At 69.7% G+C, this 17,005-nt stretch carries 17 protein-coding genes; 10 read left to right on the top strand and 7 right to left on the bottom strand.

The annotated features are described in order from the left end of the window. Window positions 1-9 precede the first annotated feature (9 nt). From ACZK39_RS10325 to ACZK39_RS10340, 4 genes are all read left to right on the top strand, one after another. Window positions 10-369 (top strand): biotin/lipoyl-containing protein, encoded by a 360-nt coding sequence (locus tag ACZK39_RS10325; RefSeq protein WP_182781690.1) that lies wholly within the window; start codon window positions 10-12, stop codon window positions 367-369. A gap of 278 nt (window positions 370-647) precedes the next feature. Beyond that, complete coding sequence (locus ACZK39_RS10330; RefSeq protein WP_463613266.1) at window positions 648-1,508, top strand: SGNH/GDSL hydrolase family protein; 861 nt, start codon at window positions 648-650, stop codon at window positions 1,506-1,508. A gap of 81 nt (window positions 1,509-1,589) precedes the next feature. After that, window positions 1,590-2,753 carry an iron-containing alcohol dehydrogenase gene (locus tag ACZK39_RS10335; RefSeq protein WP_463613267.1) on the top strand — a complete coding sequence of 388 codons (1,164 nt, stop codon included), beginning with the start codon at window positions 1,590-1,592 and terminating at the stop codon, window positions 2,751-2,753. Between the two features lie 80 nt (window positions 2,754-2,833). Then, complete coding sequence (locus tag ACZK39_RS10340) at window positions 2,834-4,282, top strand: AI-2E family transporter (RefSeq protein ID WP_182781693.1); 1,449 nt, start codon at window positions 2,834-2,836, stop codon at window positions 4,280-4,282. Here the strand turns inward: ACZK39_RS10340 and ACZK39_RS10345 are convergent. The 3 genes from ACZK39_RS10345 to phoU all read right to left on the bottom strand — a co-directional run bounded on the left by ACZK39_RS10345 (window position 4,276) and on the right by phoU (window position 6,950). After that, window positions 4,276-5,013, bottom strand: a complete 738-nt coding sequence (locus ACZK39_RS10345) for an SDR family oxidoreductase (protein WP_463613268.1) — start codon at window positions 5,011-5,013, stop codon at window positions 4,276-4,278. The genes ACZK39_RS10340 and ACZK39_RS10345 overlap by 7 nt on opposite strands. Window positions 5,014-5,503: 490 nt before the next feature. Next, the gene (locus ACZK39_RS10350; protein ID WP_182781695.1) at window positions 5,504-6,253 is read right to left on the bottom strand and encodes a phosphoglyceromutase; all 750 of its coding nucleotides are present in this window, start codon (window positions 6,251-6,253) and stop codon (window positions 5,504-5,506) included. 31 nt (window positions 6,254-6,284) lie between these two features. Then, the gene (phoU, locus tag ACZK39_RS10355) at window positions 6,285-6,950 is read right to left on the bottom strand and encodes a phosphate signaling complex protein PhoU (protein ID WP_463613269.1); all 666 of its coding nucleotides are present in this window, start codon (window positions 6,948-6,950) and stop codon (window positions 6,285-6,287) included. Between the two features lie 199 nt (window positions 6,951-7,149). On the opposite strand from phoU, the gene ACZK39_RS10360 reads away from it, so the two are divergent. Both ACZK39_RS10360 and ACZK39_RS10365 read left to right on the top strand, forming a co-directional pair. Beyond that, the gene (locus ACZK39_RS10360) at window positions 7,150-8,325 is read left to right on the top strand and encodes a sensor histidine kinase (protein WP_182798654.1); all 1,176 of its coding nucleotides are present in this window, start codon (window positions 7,150-7,152) and stop codon (window positions 8,323-8,325) included. Next, window positions 8,326-9,003: a response regulator gene (locus ACZK39_RS10365; RefSeq protein ID WP_463613270.1), complete on the top strand. Its 678-nt coding sequence runs from the start codon at window positions 8,326-8,328 to the stop codon at window positions 9,001-9,003. Window positions 9,004-9,007: 4 nt separating this feature from the next. On the opposite strand, the gene ACZK39_RS10370 is transcribed toward ACZK39_RS10365, so the two are convergent. Next, window positions 9,008-9,499 (bottom strand): hypothetical protein, encoded by a 492-nt coding sequence (locus ACZK39_RS10370; protein ID WP_463613271.1) that lies wholly within the window; start codon window positions 9,497-9,499, stop codon window positions 9,008-9,010. 162 nt (window positions 9,500-9,661) lie between these two features. On the opposite strand from ACZK39_RS10370, the gene ACZK39_RS10375 reads away from it, so the two are divergent. From ACZK39_RS10375 to ACZK39_RS10390, 4 genes are read left to right on the top strand one after another with little or no spacing between them, the layout of a single operon-like run. Continuing rightward, a complete protein-coding gene (locus tag ACZK39_RS10375; protein WP_182781700.1) occupies window positions 9,662-10,147 on the top strand; it encodes a CarD family transcriptional regulator in 486 nt (161 codons plus the stop codon). Window positions 10,148-10,155: 8 nt separating this feature from the next. Further along, entirely contained in the window at window positions 10,156-10,857 is a 702-nt protein-coding gene (ispD, locus tag ACZK39_RS10380) for a 2-C-methyl-D-erythritol 4-phosphate cytidylyltransferase (protein ID WP_463613272.1), read from the top strand. Between the two features lie 12 nt (window positions 10,858-10,869). Beyond that, window positions 10,870-11,343 (top strand): 2-C-methyl-D-erythritol 2,4-cyclodiphosphate synthase, encoded by a 474-nt coding sequence (gene ispF, locus ACZK39_RS10385; protein WP_182781701.1) that lies wholly within the window; start codon window positions 10,870-10,872, stop codon window positions 11,341-11,343. A 47-nt stretch (window positions 11,344-11,390) separates the two neighbouring features. Continuing rightward, a complete protein-coding gene (locus ACZK39_RS10390) occupies window positions 11,391-13,067 on the top strand; it encodes a DUF2207 family protein (protein ID WP_463613273.1) in 1,677 nt (558 codons plus the stop codon). A gap of 11 nt (window positions 13,068-13,078) precedes the next feature. On the opposite strand, the gene ACZK39_RS10395 is transcribed toward ACZK39_RS10390, so the two are convergent. The 3 genes from ACZK39_RS10395 to cysS form a co-directional block, all read right to left on the bottom strand. Next, window positions 13,079-14,515: a glycine hydroxymethyltransferase gene (locus ACZK39_RS10395; RefSeq protein ID WP_370585675.1), complete on the bottom strand. Its 1,437-nt coding sequence runs from the start codon at window positions 14,513-14,515 to the stop codon at window positions 13,079-13,081. Window positions 14,516-14,597: 82 nt separating this feature from the next. Continuing rightward, window positions 14,598-15,551, bottom strand: coding sequence for a 23S rRNA (guanosine(2251)-2'-O)-methyltransferase RlmB (gene rlmB, locus ACZK39_RS10400; RefSeq protein WP_182781703.1), 954 nt, complete (start codon window positions 15,549-15,551; stop codon window positions 14,598-14,600). Continuing rightward, window positions 15,552-16,997, bottom strand: a complete 1,446-nt coding sequence (gene cysS / locus ACZK39_RS10405) for a cysteine--tRNA ligase (protein ID WP_463613274.1) — start codon at window positions 16,995-16,997, stop codon at window positions 15,552-15,554. Window positions 16,998-17,005: the final 8 nt, after the last annotated feature.

Raw genomic sequence — 17,005 nt, forward strand, 5'->3', positions numbered from 1 at the left:
GGAGAACCAATGAAACTCAAGGTCACCGTCAACGAGACGGAATACGAGATCGATGTCGAGGTCGAGGAAGAGGAGCGCCAGGGGATGGGGCCGGTCATCATCGGCGTCAACGCCGGTGCCAACCCCATTCCGACGAAGGCCTCCGTGTCCGCCGTCAGCTCCAACGCCGTCGTGGCGCCCCTGGCGGGGTCGGTCGCGCGGGTGCTGGTCACCGTCGGCGAGGAGATCGAGGCCGGGCAGGTCCTGCTGCTTCTCGAGGCCATGAAGATGGAGACGGAGATCACCGCCCCCGCGGCTGGCGTTGTCTCTGCCATCCTCGTCGCTCCCGGCGACGCGGTCCAGGGTGGTCAGGCGCTCATCGAGCTCTGACAACCGCATCTACACGACGACGGGCCCCGGGTGCGCCAGCACTCCGGGGCCCGTTGCTGTCCCCTGGCGCGCCCCCCATGTGCCCGACACGCCGCCTCGACGGTGGCCAGGGCACCGTGTCGACGGTGGGGTGCGAGTCCGACGGCGATTCGTGCTCACCCACTGTCACGGGGCGTCGCATTGAGGCGTAAGGTTCGCATCACGGAGATGCGTCGCGGGGGATCAAGGGCGGCCGGCACGACGACGTGCGGGCAACAGTTCAGCCGTCGGAGTGTTCCGTGGCCAGGATCGTCGCTAGAAAGGCACGAGTCATGCAGCATCGACTTCTCACCAAGGGGTTGGCCCTCGCAGCGGGGCTCCTCCTCGCAGCCACCACCATCACCCCGGCCACCGCAGGGCCGACCACGATCAACCGGGGGAGCTACGCGGCCCTCGGTGACTCCTACGCCGCTGGAGTCGGTAACGAGACCCTCCTGCCCGGGGCGGCCAAGTCCGGTCGCACAGCCGAGGCCTACCCAGTTCTGCTTGCCGGCCAGTGGAACAGGGTGGCGTTCCTCGCCTCCTCTGGGGCCACGACCGAGCAAGTGCTCATGAACCAGGTCCCGAAGGTGCCCGAGTCGGTTGACCAGATCACCTTGACGGTCGGCGGCAACGACGTCGGCTTTATCTCCGTCGCTCAGACTTGCGCCGGTGCTCCGGACTATTGCGAGGCTGCCATCGAAGTGGCTCGGTCTGCTCTTCCAGGGGTGGCTGGCAACCTCTCCGCACTCATTGGAGCTTTGAGGGCCCAGGCGCCGAAAGCCACGATTTTCGTGACCGGATATCCGCAGGTCTTCCAACCTATGGAGGTCGCAACTGACATGTACTACTGCCCTGCTCTTGAGCTGGAGGGTATGCCCGAGATCGACCCGGGACTCCTCCATGAAGCGGACCTGGCCGTGGCAGGGCTGAATGCGGTGATCCGCGGTGTCGCAATGGCCAGTGGCGCGGTCTACGTCGACGTCGATGTCCCCGCAGGGATCTGTACTGCTCCGAACGAATTCATCTTTGCTACCGAGGGAGTGCCGCTTCACCCGACCGCCCTCGGCCAGCAGGCCTACGCGGACGCGATCGAAGACGCCTTCTTCGTCACCGGCTGACATACACCGAAGGCCCCGTCGCCCTGGAGTTCTTCCGGGCGACGGGGCCTTCGTCTGCCGTCGGTCTGGCACGCTGGAGGCATGACCGAGTTCACCTTCGCCACCGCCACGTCGATCCGGTTCGGGGCGGGGGTGGCGGCTGAACTCCCTCAGCACAGCCGACGGCTCGGCGAGCGACCCTTCGTCATCACCGGCCGCAACACCCACCGACACGCCGAGGTCCTCCGCGACATTTCTGACGTCGGCTCCTTCGCGCTCACCGGTGAGCCGAGCTTCGACGACGCCCGCGCCGCGGTCGCCGCCGCACGTGCCGCCAAGGCGGACCACATCGTCGGCATCGGCGGCGGAGCGGTACTGGATCTGGCGAAGGCCGTCGCGGCCCTGGCGGCCGGCGACACCGACCCGATGGACCACGCCGAGGTGATCGGCGGCGGCCACCCGCTCCCGCACGAGTCCCTGCCGTTCATCGCGCTCCCCACCACGTCCGGCACCGGCTCCGAGGTGACGGCCAACGCCGTCCTCACCTCCGTCGAACACAGGGTGAAGGTGTCGTTGCGGGGACCGTCGATGCTGGCGACGGTGGCCATCGTCGACCCTGCGCTCACGCTCACCTGCCCCCCGCTGGTGACGGCGCAGTCCGGCATGGACGCCCTGACCCAATGCCTGGAGCCGCTCACCTCCCGGTTCGCCAACCCGATGGTCGACGCGCTCGCGACCGCGGGTCTGCGGGCCGCAGCGCGAGGCCTGGCCCGCGCCGTCGCGGAGAGCGAGGACCTGGAGGCGCGCACCGACATGGCCTTCTGCTCCCTCATGGGCGGCCTCTCGCTGGCCAACGCGAAGCTGGGAGCCGTCCACGGCTTCGCCGGTCCGCTGGGCGGCACCACCGGCGCGCCCCACGGCGCCATCTGCGCGGCCCTCCTCCGGGTCACCACCCGCACCAACATCCGCGCCATGGCGGAGCGCGAGCCGGACAACCCGGCGTTGGCGAAGTACGCGGTCGCGGCTGAAGCGATCACCGGTGAGCGGTTCGACGGAGCGCCCACAGCCCTCGTCGGCGAGCGGCTCGATGCCTGGCTCATCGCTTTGGAGGACCAGTTGCGCCTCCCTGGGCTGGCCGAGCTCGGCCTCGCCGAGGGGGATCACGACGCCGTGGTCGAGGCGGCCATGAAGGGCAGCTCCATGAAGGGCAATCCGATCACCCTGACCCGCGACGAGCTGGCACAGATCCTGCGCGAAGCCGCCTGATCCGCCACCTCCGGCGTGCCCGGTACGCTGAGCGGCAGACCGGCGCCAGTCACACCGGCCCGCGAACGCAAGGAGGATGGGTGACCCACCACGAGGATCAGAGGGAAGGTGGCGCCTCGGCGCCCCAGAACAGCACAGCGGACCAGAAGGGACACGACGCGCCGCACCCGGACCTGACGGCCGATTCCGTCCCGGACCCGCGGCCTGGACATCCGAGTGACGCGCTGCTCACACCTGATCCGGCGGAGCCCGTGGACCGCGCTGACGTGATCGGCCAGGGCGGACGCTGGCTCGCCCTGTGGGCGGGCCGGTTCCTCCTCATCGCGCTCGCGCTCGCCGCGTTCGGCTGGGTCTTCGCCCAGTTCTGGGACGGTGTGCTCCCGCTGGTGCTCGCGCTCCTGCTCACCTCGGTGCTGTGGCCGGCCACCGCGGCGCTCAAGCGCGTCGGGGTGCCCTATGCGCTCGGGGCGGCGATCTCGCTGCTCGGAGGCGTGGGGATCATCGCCGGGCTGATCGCCAGCATCGCGCCGAGCGTGGCCAAGCAGTGGCCCGAGTTGTCCTCGCAGGCGGTGCAGGGCGTCCGGCGCCTTCAGGAGTGGGCGGCGGGGCCGCCGCTCAACCTGCGGGACGAGCAGCTCGACACCTGGATCACGCAGGGGCTGGACTACCTGCAGTCCCGAGCCGGTGAGATCTTCTCTCAGGCGCTCAGCATCGGCGGCAGCGTCGGCAACGTCGTCATCACGCTCCTGCTGATGATGGTGCTGACCTTCTTCTTCCTCAAGGACGGCGCGAGCTTCCTGGGCTGGACCCGGAGGGTGGTGGGTCGGCGAGCAGGATTCCATGCCACCGAGCTCCTGACCAGGCTCTGGGGCACCGTCTCCGGTTACATCCGCACTCAGGCCATCGTCAGCTTCGTTGACGCTCTTTTCATCGGGCTCGGCCTGGCACTGCTCGGCGTCCCCCTTGCGTTCCCGCTGGCCGTGATCACCTTCATCGCGGGCTTCATCCCCATGGTGGGAGCAGTGACCGCCGGCGCCTTCGCAGTCCTGGTGGCGCTCGTCTCCAACGGGTTCACCACCGCCGCCCTGGTGTTGGGCCTGATCCTCCTAGTGCAGCAGCTGGAGGGCAACATCCTGCAGCCACTGTTGCAGTCCAAGGTGATGAAGCTTCACCCCGTGGTCGTGCTGCTCGCTGTGGTGCTCGGCAGCGTCTGGTTCGGCATCATCGGCGCCTTCCTGGCCGTTCCCGTGGCTGCAGCCATCGCCGTCGTCCTGCGCTACCTCGGAGACCTGATCGACATCAGGACGGGGGAGCGGTCAGCTGACGAGGTCGAGTGGGCCACGGCCGACGGTCGGGTGGTGGCGAGCGAGTCCGAGCGCTCCGCCCAGTTCTTCAGCGCCTTGGTGCGGCTGCGCCGCACGAGGCGCCCGGAGGTCGAGGTAGCCGATGAAGGCGTCCTAGCGGAGGATGAGCACGGTGATGAGAGCCACCGGTCCTGGCTCGATCGGATGCGTCGCCGCAGTCACTGACCTTCGCGGTACACCTTGTGCTGGGCGGCCTGCGCCCGCGGGCGGATGGTCAGCCTGTCGATGTTCACATGCGACGGGCGGGTGGCCATCCAGGTGATCGCGTCCGCCACGTCCTCGGCGCTGAGCGGCTCCGCGACACCCCGATACACGGCCGCGGCGCGGTCCTCATCGCCCCCGAAGCGGGTGACGGAGAATCCCTCCGTGCGCACCATGCCGGGGCAGATCTCGGTGATGCGGACCGGGACGTCGAAGAGCTCAAGGCGCATGGATTCGACGACGGCGCGCTCCCCGGCCTTCGCTGCGCAGTAGCCCGCGCCGCCCTCGTAGCCGGAATCGGCGGCAGTGGAGGTCACGAACACGATCACACCCTGGGCCGCGATCAGCGCGGGGAGCAGCGCCTTGGTGACGCGGGTGGTGCCGATCAGGTTGGTCTGCAGCATGGCCGTCCACGCGTCCAGGTCCGCGTCGCTCACTGGCTCCAGCCCGAGCGCGCCGCCGGCGTTGTTGACCAGCACATCGAGGGCTCCGCCCGCCGCCTCGGCGAGGCGGGCCACGTCGTCGTCACTGGTGATGTCGCACTCGACGGCGACCCCGCCGATCTCGGTGGCCAGCGCCTCGATCCGGTCTGCCCGACGCGCGGCGCAGATCACCCGGAAACCCTCCCGCGCCAGGAGGCGCGCAGTCGCTGCCCCGATCCCAGAACTTGCCCCTGTCACCACAGCTGTCTTCATGGGGGCCACTCTAGGACGACGATGAGATCCGCGTGAAGGTGATAGTCACGACCCTTCGAGACGGGCCACGCCGCTTCGCGGGCGGCCCTCCTCAGGGAGCGGTTCGGCGGCCCCGGCACACACCGCGCCTGATCCATCAGGGATGGTTTCCAGGAGTGCTCGTCTGGCGGCTCGCCCTTACTCAACCTGGCTTGTGGAGGCGCATGAGGGTGCTGGGTGACTGGGCGGCTCGGCGCAGTGATGCCCAACCCGACGATCACATGACTGGCGTCCCGCCTCAGCAGGGCCGCACCAGGGCCGCCCCGTCGGCCATCACCCGGACCCGGCCACGCCACGCTGGGACCAGTGCAGGAGTTGTGAAGAGATGCCCGGGCGGCCCTCAAGCCACCCGGGCATCTCCGAACTTGGGAGAGGCACCAAGGCCAATCGCAACGGGCCGCCCGGTCATCGCCTCACAAGTCCTGCACCTACGCCAGGCGCGATGCCGGGTCTACTTCTTTCCTTGGTTCTTCACTGCCTCGATGGAGGCGGCGGCCGCCTCGGGGTCCAGGTAGCGACCACCCGGGGTGACCGGCTTGTAGTCCTCGTCCAGCTCGTAGTAGAGCGGGATGCCGGTGGGGATGTTCAGTCCGGCGATGTCCTCGTCCGAGATGCCGTCCAGGTGCTTGACCAGCGCGCGCAGGGAGTTGCCGTGGGCCGTCACCAGCACGGTCTTGCCCTCGGCCAGGTCCGGCACGATGTGCGCTTCCCAGTAGGGCAGCATGCGCGCGACGACGTCCTTGAGGCACTCGGTGCGCGGGCGGTCCGCCTCGGGGATGTCCGCGTAGCGGGGGTCGTGGTGCTGCGAGAACTCGTCGTCGACGTCGATGAGCGGCGGCGGCGTGTCGTAGCTGCGGCGCCACAGCATGAACTGCTCCTCGCCGTACTGCTCCAGCGTCTGGGCCTTGTTTTTGCCCTGCAGGGCCCCGTAGTGGCGTTCGTTGAGGCGCCAGCTGCGCTTGACGGGGATCCAGTGACGGTCGCAGCCGTCCAGCGCCAGGTAGGCGGTGTGGATGGCGCGGCGCAGCAGCGAGGTGTGCAGGATATCTGGGAGGAGGTCCTCCGCCTGGAGCAGTCCGGCGGCGGCCTTGGCCTCACCGATGCCCTTCTCGTTGATGTCCACGTCCACCCAGCCGGTGAACAGGTTCTTGGCGTTCCACTCGCTCTCGCCGTGGCGGAGCAAAATCAACTTCGCGGTCATGCGCGCAACACTACAGGCGGGGCCGCCGCCGTCAGGCGTTGGGCCAGTCCTCGCCCTCGGGCACGTCGCCGGTGATGATGTAGATCACTCGCCGGCCCACCGCGACAGCGTGGTCAGCGAAGCGCTCGTAGTAGCGGCCCAGCAGCGCGACGTCGACGGCGCCCTCGATGGAGATGTCCGTCCCTTCGGCCAGCATCATCGAGAACTGTTCGCGGCGCAGGACGTCCATCCGCTCGTCGATCTCCACCAGGCGGTGGGCGCCCTTGGCGTCGCGATCCTGCAGCGACTGCCTGGCGAGGGTGACGATCTCGATGGCGATGTCGGCCATCTCGCGGAAGCTCGCATCGAACTGCTCCGGGACGGCGCTGACGGGGTAGCGCAGGCGCGCGATCTTGGCCACGTGGGCGGCGAGGTCGCCCATGCGGGCGAGCTCGAACACCACGCGGATGGCCGAGACGATGGTGCGGAGCTCGCCGGCGACGGGGGCCTGCAGTGCCAGCAGGGAGAGGCACTTGTACTCCATCTCCTCGTGCATCTTGTCCAGCTGGATGTCGTTGCTGATGACGGACTCGGCCTTGGTCAGGTCTGCCGTCAGCAGCGACTCGGAGCCTTCGCGGATCGCCACCTCGACGAGTCCGGCCATATTGACGAGGCTGTCGAGGATCGAATCGAGCTCCTCGTGGTAGCTGGTGCGCATGTGCAGTGCTCCTTGTGTGTCAAAGCCAACGGCCAGTCTAGCCGGGGGAGGGCCATCCCGAACGATAGGCACCCCGGGTAGCGGGGCATTTCCTCTGGGTGAATCGCGGGTGAACGGACGGTGAAGACTCGGCGCCGTCGTCGCTGCTGTGAGGGCTTCCGGAACCGGTCCTCTGGCGGTCGAGCCATATGATGGCGGCATGCACCCAGCCCTCGCCGGACTCATCGGGGCGGGGGTAGCCCTGCTCGGTGTCCTGTTCGCCTACCTGCTCGTCCAGGGCAAGCAGAGTTGGCGCCAGCTGGAGGCCCAGCGCATGGCGGACAAGGCGTCACGGGAACTCCACGACGTGCTGGACACCATCGCCTCCGGCGCCGTCCTCGTGGGCCCTCACGACGAGATCCTCATGGTCAACGAGCCCGGCGTGGCGCTCAACCTCGCCCGCGGCAGCAGGGTCGGCTTCCCCGAACTGCTCGAGCGCGTCCGGGAGGTGCGCTCGTCCCAGGCGCCCTACCGCGGGCCGGTGGTCCGGGAGCTCCACCCCGGCTCCGAGAGGCTGGAGCTCGCCACCCGGATCGCCCCCATGGTGGACGAGAACGTGCTCGTCATCGCGGAGGACGAGTCAGCCCAGAAGCGGGTGGAGGCGGTGCGGCGGGACTTCGTCGCCAACATCTCCCACGAGTTGAAGACCCCCATCGGCGCCATCTCGGTGCTGGCGGAGGCGGTCGAGGCGGCCAAGGACGACCCCGAGGCGGTCCAGCGGTTCGTGCACCGGATGCAGCTGGAGACGGCCCGGCTCGCGGAGCTGGTCAATCAGATCATCGACCTGTCCAGGCTGCAATCCACGGACCCCCTGCTCAGCCGGGAGGTGGTGGACGTGGCCGAGGTGGTGGGTGAGGCGATCGCCCGCTCGCAGGAGCGCGCCACGCAGCGGGACGTCTCCCTCATCCTGGCCCGCACCACGCACGCGAAGGTGATGGGAGACAGGTGGCAGCTCGCCGATGCCGTCACCAACCTCGTGCAGAACGCCATCAACTACTCCGACGAGAAGGCCCGCGTCACGCTCAGCATCCTGCCCGTCACCGCAGACGGGGACCAGTTCGTGGAGATCAAGGTCTCGGACAACGGCATCGGCATCAGGCCCGAGGAGCAGGAGCGCGTCTTCGAGCGCTTCTACCGGGTTGACTACGGCCGGTCGCGGCAGAGCGGCGGCACGGGCCTCGGCCTGTCCATCGTGCGCCACATCGCCAACGCCCACGGCGGCACCGTGAGGGTGTGGTCCAGGCCCGGGCAGGGCTCCACGTTCACGCTGCGGCTGCCCGCCTACCTGGGGCCAGATCCCGCCGACACAGACCACGACACCGACGAGGAGGCCTAGATGACCCGCATCCTGATCATCGAGGACGAGGATTCCTACCGCGACGCCACCAGCTTCATGCTCCGCAAGGAGGGCTACGACGTGGTCACCGCCGCCGACGGCGCCGAAGGGTTGGCGGAGTACGACAGGAATGGCGCGGATCTGGTGCTGCTGGACCTGATGATGCCGGGCATCCCGGGCGTGGAGGTGTGCCGCCAGCTGCGCGCGAGGGGCAACGTGGCGATCGTCATGGTGACCGCCCGAGATTCGGAGGTGGACAAGGTGGTGGGTCTCGAGCTCGGCGCCGATGACTATGTCACCAAGCCGTTCAGCCACCGCGAGCTCGTCGCCCGGATCCGGGCCGTGCTGCGGAGAGGGCAGGACCAGGTGCTGCTCCCCGAGGTTGTGGAGGTCAGCGGCGTGCGGATCGATGTGGAGCGTCACCAGGTCAACGTCGACGGCGTGGACGTCCGCTTCGCGCTGCGCGAGTTCGAGCTGCTCGAGCTCCTGCTGCGCAACGCCGGCCGGGTGATGACCCGGGGCCAACTGATCGACCGCATCTGGGGCAGCGACTACGTGGGCGACACCAAGACCCTCGACGTGCACATCAAACGGTTGCGCTCCAAGATCGAACGCGATCCGTCCAACCCCGAGCGGTTGGTGACGGTGCGGGGCCTCGGCTACAAGTACGACGGCTGACGCCTCAGGCGCCGGCCTGCTCCCACGCCTCGACGAAGTCCGGGTGCTCCGCGGACACGACGGGAACGCTCAGGGTGACGCTCTGCCCGCGGTCGAACTGCACGGCGACCCGCGCGAGGCGCCCCACCAGCAGCTCGGAGGTGTTGAACGTGGTGTCCGCGCCGTCGAGGATGATGGTCTTGCCCTTGGGGATGTCCGCGGTGAACGGCACGGCGTTGAGCTCACCGAACGAGCCGTCCTCCAGCTCGGCGGCGTAGCCGAGGCCCGCGACGCTGGCCGCCTCGTCGCGCGAGGCGATCCCGCCCAGAATCATTCCGGTGCCGTCGCCGTCGGTGACCACCATGAAGTTGCGCAGCTTGAGCCCGCCCTCATCCACCTGGACGCCGGCCGCAGGCGGCGCGGCGTACTCCCACTGGCCTGCCGTGCACCCGCTCACCGAGACGGCGAGCGCGACGGTGGCGACGAGGGCCGCGGTGCGGCGCAGGGTCTTGCTCATGTGTCCTCCGGCTGTGGGGCGTGGCTAGGCACATCCTAACCGGATCCGGGCTGCGTGTACCACGAAGCATCCAGCGCGGGGCCCCGGGGTGGGGTAAGAATCGCCGTCTGGGTGGGTGGCGGCGGCCCTGCTAGAATTGAGTTCTGGGAAAGGGGTCATTGAATGACTTTTTCGATCGGTGAAACGGTGGTCTACCCAAATCATGGGACTGCTGTCATTGAAGACATCGAGAACAAGACCATCAAAGGCGAGGACAAGTTGTACTTGGTCCTCCGCGTCATCGGACAAAACGACCTGGTGATCAGCGTGCCGGCGTGCAACCTGGATCTGGTTGGTGTGCGGGACGTGGTCGACGCTGATGGTTTGGAAAAGGTGTTCGCGGTGCTTCGCGCCGAGCACACCGAGGAGCCGTCCAACTGGTCCCGCCGCTTCAAGGCCAACATGGAGAAGCTGCACTCCGGCAACGTGATCAAGGTCTCCGAGGTTGTCCGGGATCTGTGGCGTCGAGACCGCGACAAGGGTCTCTCCGCCGGCGAGAAGCGGATGCTGGCGAAGGCCCGCTCCATCCTGATCGCCGAGCTCGCGCTCGCCGAGCAGGTCAACGAGGACAGGGCCGAGGTCATGCTCGACGAGGTCCTCGCCTCCTGAATCCAGAAGTGTCACATCTTGATACGCCGGTCGTCGCCGTTGTGGTGGCGGCCGGTTCTGGTTCCCGGCTGGGCGCAGCCCAGCCGAAGGCCCTCGTAGAGCTGGAGGGCGTCACCCTGGTCCGCCGTTCCGTGGACGCCCTGGCAGCAGGGGGAGTCGAGCAGGTCGTCGTCACCGTCCCCCACGGCCTGGAGCGGGATTTCCGTACCGCGCTGGACGGGGCCGCCGTGCCCACCACCTGCGTCGAGGGGGGCTCAACCCGGCAGGACTCCGTACGGATCGGGCTGGCCGCCATCACCGCGCCGGACCGGGCCGTCGTCCTCGTCCACGACGCGGCCCGCGCCCTCATCCCGCCCACCGTCGTGCGGGCCGTGGCGTCGGCCGTGGCCGGCGGCGCGGAGGTGGCCATCCCCGTGCTGCCTGTGGTGGACTCCATCCGCCGGATCGACGGGGCCTCGTCGCAGGTGGTGGACCGGGCCCCGCTGCGAGCGGTGCAGACACCCCAGGGGGCGCGGTTCGGCGCGCTGCGGCGGGCCCACGACCTCCTGCTGGCCGAGGCGCTCGAGGTCACCGACGACGCCGCCGCCTGCGAACACGCCGGCCTCAGCGTCACGCTCGTCGACGGGCACCGGGACGCGTTGAAGATCACCGAACCCGTGGACCTGGTGCTGGCCCGAGCCATCCTGGCCGCTCGGGATCACTCACACTAAGGGGCAGCAACGATGAATCGAGTGGGGATCGGCACGGACGTGCACCGGCTGGAGCCGGGGGTGCCCCTCTGGGTGGCCGGCGTGCACTTCCCCGACGAAGCCTCCGGCCTGGCCGGTCACTCCGACGGCGACGTCGCCGCCCACGCGGCGTGCGACGCGCTGCTCAGCGCCGCCGGGATGGGCGACCTCGGAAGCAACTACGGCACCGCCGAGCCGGAGTGGGCGGGCGCCAGCGGCGTAGCCTTCCTCACCGAGACCGCCCGGCGCGTCCGCGCGGCCGGCTACGCCATCGGAAACGTGGCCGTCCAGGTGATCGGCAACCGGCCCAAGCTCGCACCGCGCCGTGCGGAGGCGGAGCGCGTGCTCAGCGCCGCCGTCGGAGCCCCGGTGACCGTCAGCGCCACCACCACCGACGGGCTCGGCCTCACCGGCCGGGGCGAGGGTGTCGCGGCCATCGCGGTGGCCACGGTCGTCGCGGAGGACTGACGTCGCGGGTGCGCTAGGTTGCTGCTACCTGAAGAGGAAGGGCTGCGATGAGCCGTCGTGCGCGTTGCTGGATGCTGATCGCCGCCGTCGCGACGATGCTGTGGTGGCCCTCAGCCGCCCTCGCGCAGGGCGGTGAGGCGGCCGCCGAGGTCGCGGGCGTGGTTGCTGCCGACGGGACTCTGCGCGTCACGCAGACCCTCACCTTCGACGCGCCCCTCGACGAGCTCACCCAGGTGCTGGCGCTCACCCGAAGCATCGACTCCTCCCACTTCCACCGGTACCGCATCAGCAACATCTCGGCCACTGTCGCGGGCGAGGCGGTGGACCTCGCCACCACCACCACCGCCACCCAGGTGGAGATCCGGATGGCCGTCGACGGTGCCGGCCCTCTCATCCTCGCCTACGACGTCCACGGCGCCACCCGCACCGAGCAGGGCCAGGACGGCGCCCTCACGATGCTCCAATGGCCCCTGATTCAGGGCCTTCCGGTGGCGCTCAGCCAGGTGGCAGGAGTGGTCGAGGGGCCGGCGCTCCCGGACATGATCGGCTGCGAGGCCGGCCCCCGCGGCAGCGTCGGCCGGTGCGCGGCGCTCGGCGGCGGCACGTTCGCCCAGCCGGATGCGGCGTTCCAGGACGGTCCCCGAGACGCGGGCGACGAGGTGGTGCTCAGCGTCGCCTACCCCGCGGATGAGGTGGCAGCTACGGCGGACCTCCAGGAGCGGTGGAGCCTGGATCGCGCGTTCACCGTCTCCTGGCCGACGGTGCTCGCGGCCCTCGGCGCCGCCCTTCTCGGGGGCGCGCTGCTGCTCCTGCTGCATCGCCGCGCCGGCCGCGACCTCGCCCCTTCCGCGGCCCACGCCATCGGATCGTTCGCGCCGGTCGGGCCCGGCGAGTCAGTGTTCCGGGTGGCGGAGGGCGTGCGCCCCGGGCACGTGGGCACGGTCGCCGACGAGCGGGTGGACCCGATCGACGTCACGGCCACCCTCGTTGACCTCGCCGTCCGCGGGCACCTGCTCATCACGGAGCTGCCGCGGCCCAGCCACGGGCTGCTGGACTGGACGATCGAGCGCACCGAGGCCCCCGTCGACGAGCTGGCCCGGTTCGAGCAGGAGCTGCTCGACGCCGTCGCGCCCGAAGGCGAGCAGACCCTGGTGTCGCGGCTGAGCGGACGCCTCGCCGATCGGATCGTCGGCATCCAGGACGCACTGTACGACGACGTGGTGGCACGGGGCTGGTTCGAGCAGAGGCCGGACTCCACCCGGTCGTCGTGGCGCACCCGCGGGTACGTCGTGCTCGGGCTGGCCTTCCTGGCCGCCGTGGTGCTGGTGGCGTTCACGACCCTCGGCCTGATGGCGCTGGTGCTGGTGTCGGTGGGGGCCGCGGTGGTGTGGGTGGCGGACCGGATGCCGCGCCGCACCGCTGCGGGCACCGCCCTCCTCGACGGTCTCGGGGCCCTGTCCGCGCTGTTGGCCACGCACACCACCGCCGAGATGCCGCGCGGCCGCGAGCTCCAGGAGATCTCGCGGCTGCTCGGCTACACGGTCGTGCTGGGCGGCAAGGAGCGCTGGCTGGAGGCGATGGTGGCCGCCGACGACGACGCCACCGTCCCGGATCCCGCCGTGCTCAGCTGGTACCACGCGCCCGGCACCTGGCACCTCCAGGACCTCCCCGCCTCCATGACGCAGTTCATCCACACTGTGCAGGGCGCGTTGTACTCACGCTGAGGCGGTGCGCCTCAGAGCTCGAAGCCCGGGTACAGCGGCCGCATCGACAGCAGGCGCTCGGCCTCGGCCAACGACGTACTGCGGGCGTCGTCGGTGAGGACGTACTTCGCCTTGCTCGGGTCGCCCGCGGCGGTGGTGGTCGGCGTGGTGGACTTCAGGACGCCGGAGATCATGTCCGCCACCGCATCCATGTCCGAGGCGGTGAAGCCGCGCGACGTCAGCGCGGGGGTGCCGAGCCGGACGCCGGTGGTGTACCAGGCGCCGTTGGGATCGTTGGGCACCGCGTTGCGGTTGGTGACGATGCCGCTCTCCAGCAGCGCGGACTCCGCCTGGCGGCCGGTCAGCCCGAAGGAGCGCACGTCCATCAGCACGATGTGGTTGTCCGTGCCTCCCGTGACCAGGGTCACGCCGCGCCGGAGCAGGCCCTCGGCCAGCGCCTTGGCGTTGTCGGCGACGTTCTGCGCATAGGTCTGGAACTCCGCGGTGCGGGCCTCGGCCAGCGCCACCGCCTTCGCAGCCATGACGTGGGACAGCGGGCCGCCGAGGACGAGCGGGCAGCCGCGGTCCACCGACGGGGCGAACTCCTTGGTGGCCAGCACCATACCGCCGCGCGGGCCGCGCAGGGACTTGTGCGTAGTGGTGGTCACCACATGCGCGTGCGGCACCGGATCCTCGTCGCCGGTGAACACCTTGCCGGCCACCAGACCCGCGAAGTGGGCCATGTCCACCATCAGCACGGCACCCACCTCGTCGGCGATCTCGCGCATTGTGGCGAAGTTCACGCGCCGCGGGTAGGCGGAGTAGCCGGCCACCAGGATCAGGGGCTTGAACTCGCGGGCCTGGGCGGCGAGGGCGTCGTAGTCCAGCAGCTGCGTCTCGGGATCCGTCCCGTAGGAGCGCTGGTGGAACATCTTGCCCGACACGTTGGGGCGGAAGCCGTGTGTGAGGTGGCCGCCGGCGTCCAGCGACATGCCGAGCAGCCGCTGGTCGCCGAAGCGGCGTCGCAGCGTCTCCCAGTCCGCCTCGGACAGGTCGGCCACGCCCTTGGCGCCGAACTCAGCCAGGCCCGGGGCCTCGACCTTGTTGGCCAGGATGGCCCAGTAGGCCACCAGGTTCGCGTCGATGCCCGAGTGCGGCTGCACGTAGGCGTATTCGGCGCCGAACAGCTCGCGGGCGTGCTCGGCCGCAACGGCCTCAACCGTGTCCACGTTCTGGCAGCCGGCGTAGAAGCGGTGCCCGACGGTGCCCTCGGCGTACTTGTCGCTCAGCCAGGTGCCCATGGTGGCGAGCACCGGAAGACTGGCGTAGTTCTCCGACGCGATGAGCTTCAGCGACGCGCGCTGGTCGGTGAGCTCCTGCCGCGTCGCCTGCGCGATGCGGGGCTCCACCTGCTCGATCATGCCCAACAGGGTCTGGTAGGCCGAAGAGATCGACTCGAGATCGCTCACAGTTCTCCTTGAGTGTGCGGTGTGGGTACCAATCTAGTCGCCCCGTCGCCTGGGGGCATTTTTCACCGTTGGCGGCTGGACATCACTCCGACGGGGTGATCCCGGAGCGCTGCTGGGTCACCTCGTACAGCGCGATGGAGGCGGCGACGGAGGCGTTGAGCGACTCCACCGAGCCTGCGATCGGGATGGAGACCAGTGCGTCGCAGTTCTCGCGCACCAGGCGCGCCAAGCCCTCGTCCTCGGAGCCCACCACGATCACCACGGGCCCGTCGAGGCCGGGCGCGCCGGAGACGGGCACCTCACCCTCGCCGGCGAGCCCGATGATGGTGAAGCCCATCTTGGACGCCTGCTGCAGGGCTCGGTTGAGGTTGGTGGCCATTGCGATTGGCAGCCTTGCGGCGGCCCCGGCGGAGGTCTTCCACGCCGCGGCCGTCATGGAGGCAGAGCGTCGCGAGGGGATGATGATTCCCTGCGCGCCGAACGCCGCCGCGGATCGCACGATCGCCCCGAGGTTGCGCGGATCCGTGATGCCGTCGAGAGCCACGACGATGCCGTCCAGCTCCAGCGCGTCCGCCAGCACATCCTCGGCGTCGGCGTACTCGTAGGCGGGCAGCTGCACCGCGACGCCCTGGTGCACCAGACCGCCGGTGACCCGGTCCAGCTCGGCTCGGGTGACCTGAAGCAGGGGCAGGCCGTGCTCAGCGGTGAACTTGAGGATGTCGCGGAGACGGTCGTCGCGCTCCGCGCCCTCCGCGACGAAGGCCTGCTTCACCGGCAGGCCGGCCGTGAGAGCCTCGAAGACGGGGTTGCGCCCCACCACCCAGTCCGCCCCGACGGGGTTCTTCGTGGTCTGGGGACGTCCCTGCCCGGCGCGCTGCGCGGCCTGCTTGGACTTGTAGGCCTTGTGGTAGGGCCGGTCCTCGGCCTTCGGTGTGGGCCCGCGACCCTCGAGGCCGCGCCGGACGCGCCCACCCGATCCGGCGGTCTTGTTCTTGCCCTTGCTGGTCGCGCCGCGGCGCGATGAGTTGCCTGCCATCTACTTCTTCTCCAAGCTCCACCGGGGGCCGGTGGGGGTGTCTGTGATCACGAGGCCGAGGCCTGCGAGGGTGTCGCGGATGGCGTCGGCGGCGGCCCAGTCCTTGGACACGCGCGCTGCTGCGCGCTGGTTCAGGAGGGCGCCCACCAGGCCGTCGACGACGGGGGTGAGATCGTTGACCGCGCGGCTGGAGGCCCAGTCTGGGGCGCCCGGGTTGAGGCCGAACACGTCCAACATCTGCCCGACGGCCACCGCATACACCTGGGCCCTGGCCGTGTCGCCGTCGGCGATGGCCTGGTTGCCGGCACGGACTCCTTCGAACAGTGCGGCCGTTGCCGCCGGGGTGCCGAGGTCGTCGTCCATGGCGGCCGTGAACGCGGCGAACTCGGGGGCCTCCGCAGTGCCGACGGCGGTGGAGCCATCAGCCAGGAACTCCTTGGCGCGGCCGACGAACGAGTCGATCCGCTCGATCGCCTTCTCCGCCTCCGTCAGCGACCCGCGGGTGCCCTCGTCGGCGGGCGAGAACTCGATGGTGGAGCGGTAGTGCGGGGCGAGCAGGAAGAAGCGCACGGCGCGCGGGTTGTAGATCCTGGTCACCTCGGAGACCAGCGCGGTGTTGCCGAGCGACTTGCTCATCTTCTCGCCGGCCATGGTGACCCAGGCGTTGTGCATCCAATAGCGGGCGAAGCCCTTGCCCGCCGCGGCGGACTGCGCCAGCTCGTTCTCGTGGTGCGGGAAGCGGAGGTCGACGCCGCCGCCGTGGATGTCGAAGGTGTCGCCGAGGTACTTCCCGGCCATCGCCGAGCATTCGAGGTGCCATCCGGGACGGCCGCGACCCCAGGGCGAGGGCCAGGACGCCGTCGCCGGCTCGCCCTCCTTGTGTCCCTTCCAGAGGGCGAAGTCTCGCGGGTCGCGCTTGCCGCGCGGATCCGCGTCTGCCGCGGGCTCCATCTCGTCGACCTTCATCCCGGACAGCTCGCCGTAGCGGGGCCAGGACTTCACGTCGAAGTAGACGTCGCCGGACCCGTCCGGCGCCGCGTAGGCGTGGCCGCGCTCGATGAGGGTCTCGGTGAGCTCGATCATCTCCGGAATGTGGCCGGTGGCGCGGGGCTCGTACGTGGGGGGTTTGCAGCCCAGTGAGGCGTAGGCGTCGTGGAGTTCGCGCTCGAAGTGGTAGGCGTGGGCGAACCACTCCACGCCGGCCTCGGCGGACTTGGCGAGGATCTTGTCGTCGATGTCCGTGACGTTGGCCACAACAGAGACCTCGAGGCCCGTATGTTCCAGCCATCGGCGCAGGACGTCGAAGACGACCTCCTTGCGGATGTGCCCCAGGTGCGGCGACGCCTGGACGGTGAGCCCGCAGTGGTAGATCGACACCTTGCCCTCGGCGAGGGGAACGAACGCGCGCACTGAGCGGGTCGCGGTGTCATAGAGCTTGAGGGTCACAGGAGCAG

Source organism: Tessaracoccus luoxuelianae (genome assembly GCF_055326245.1).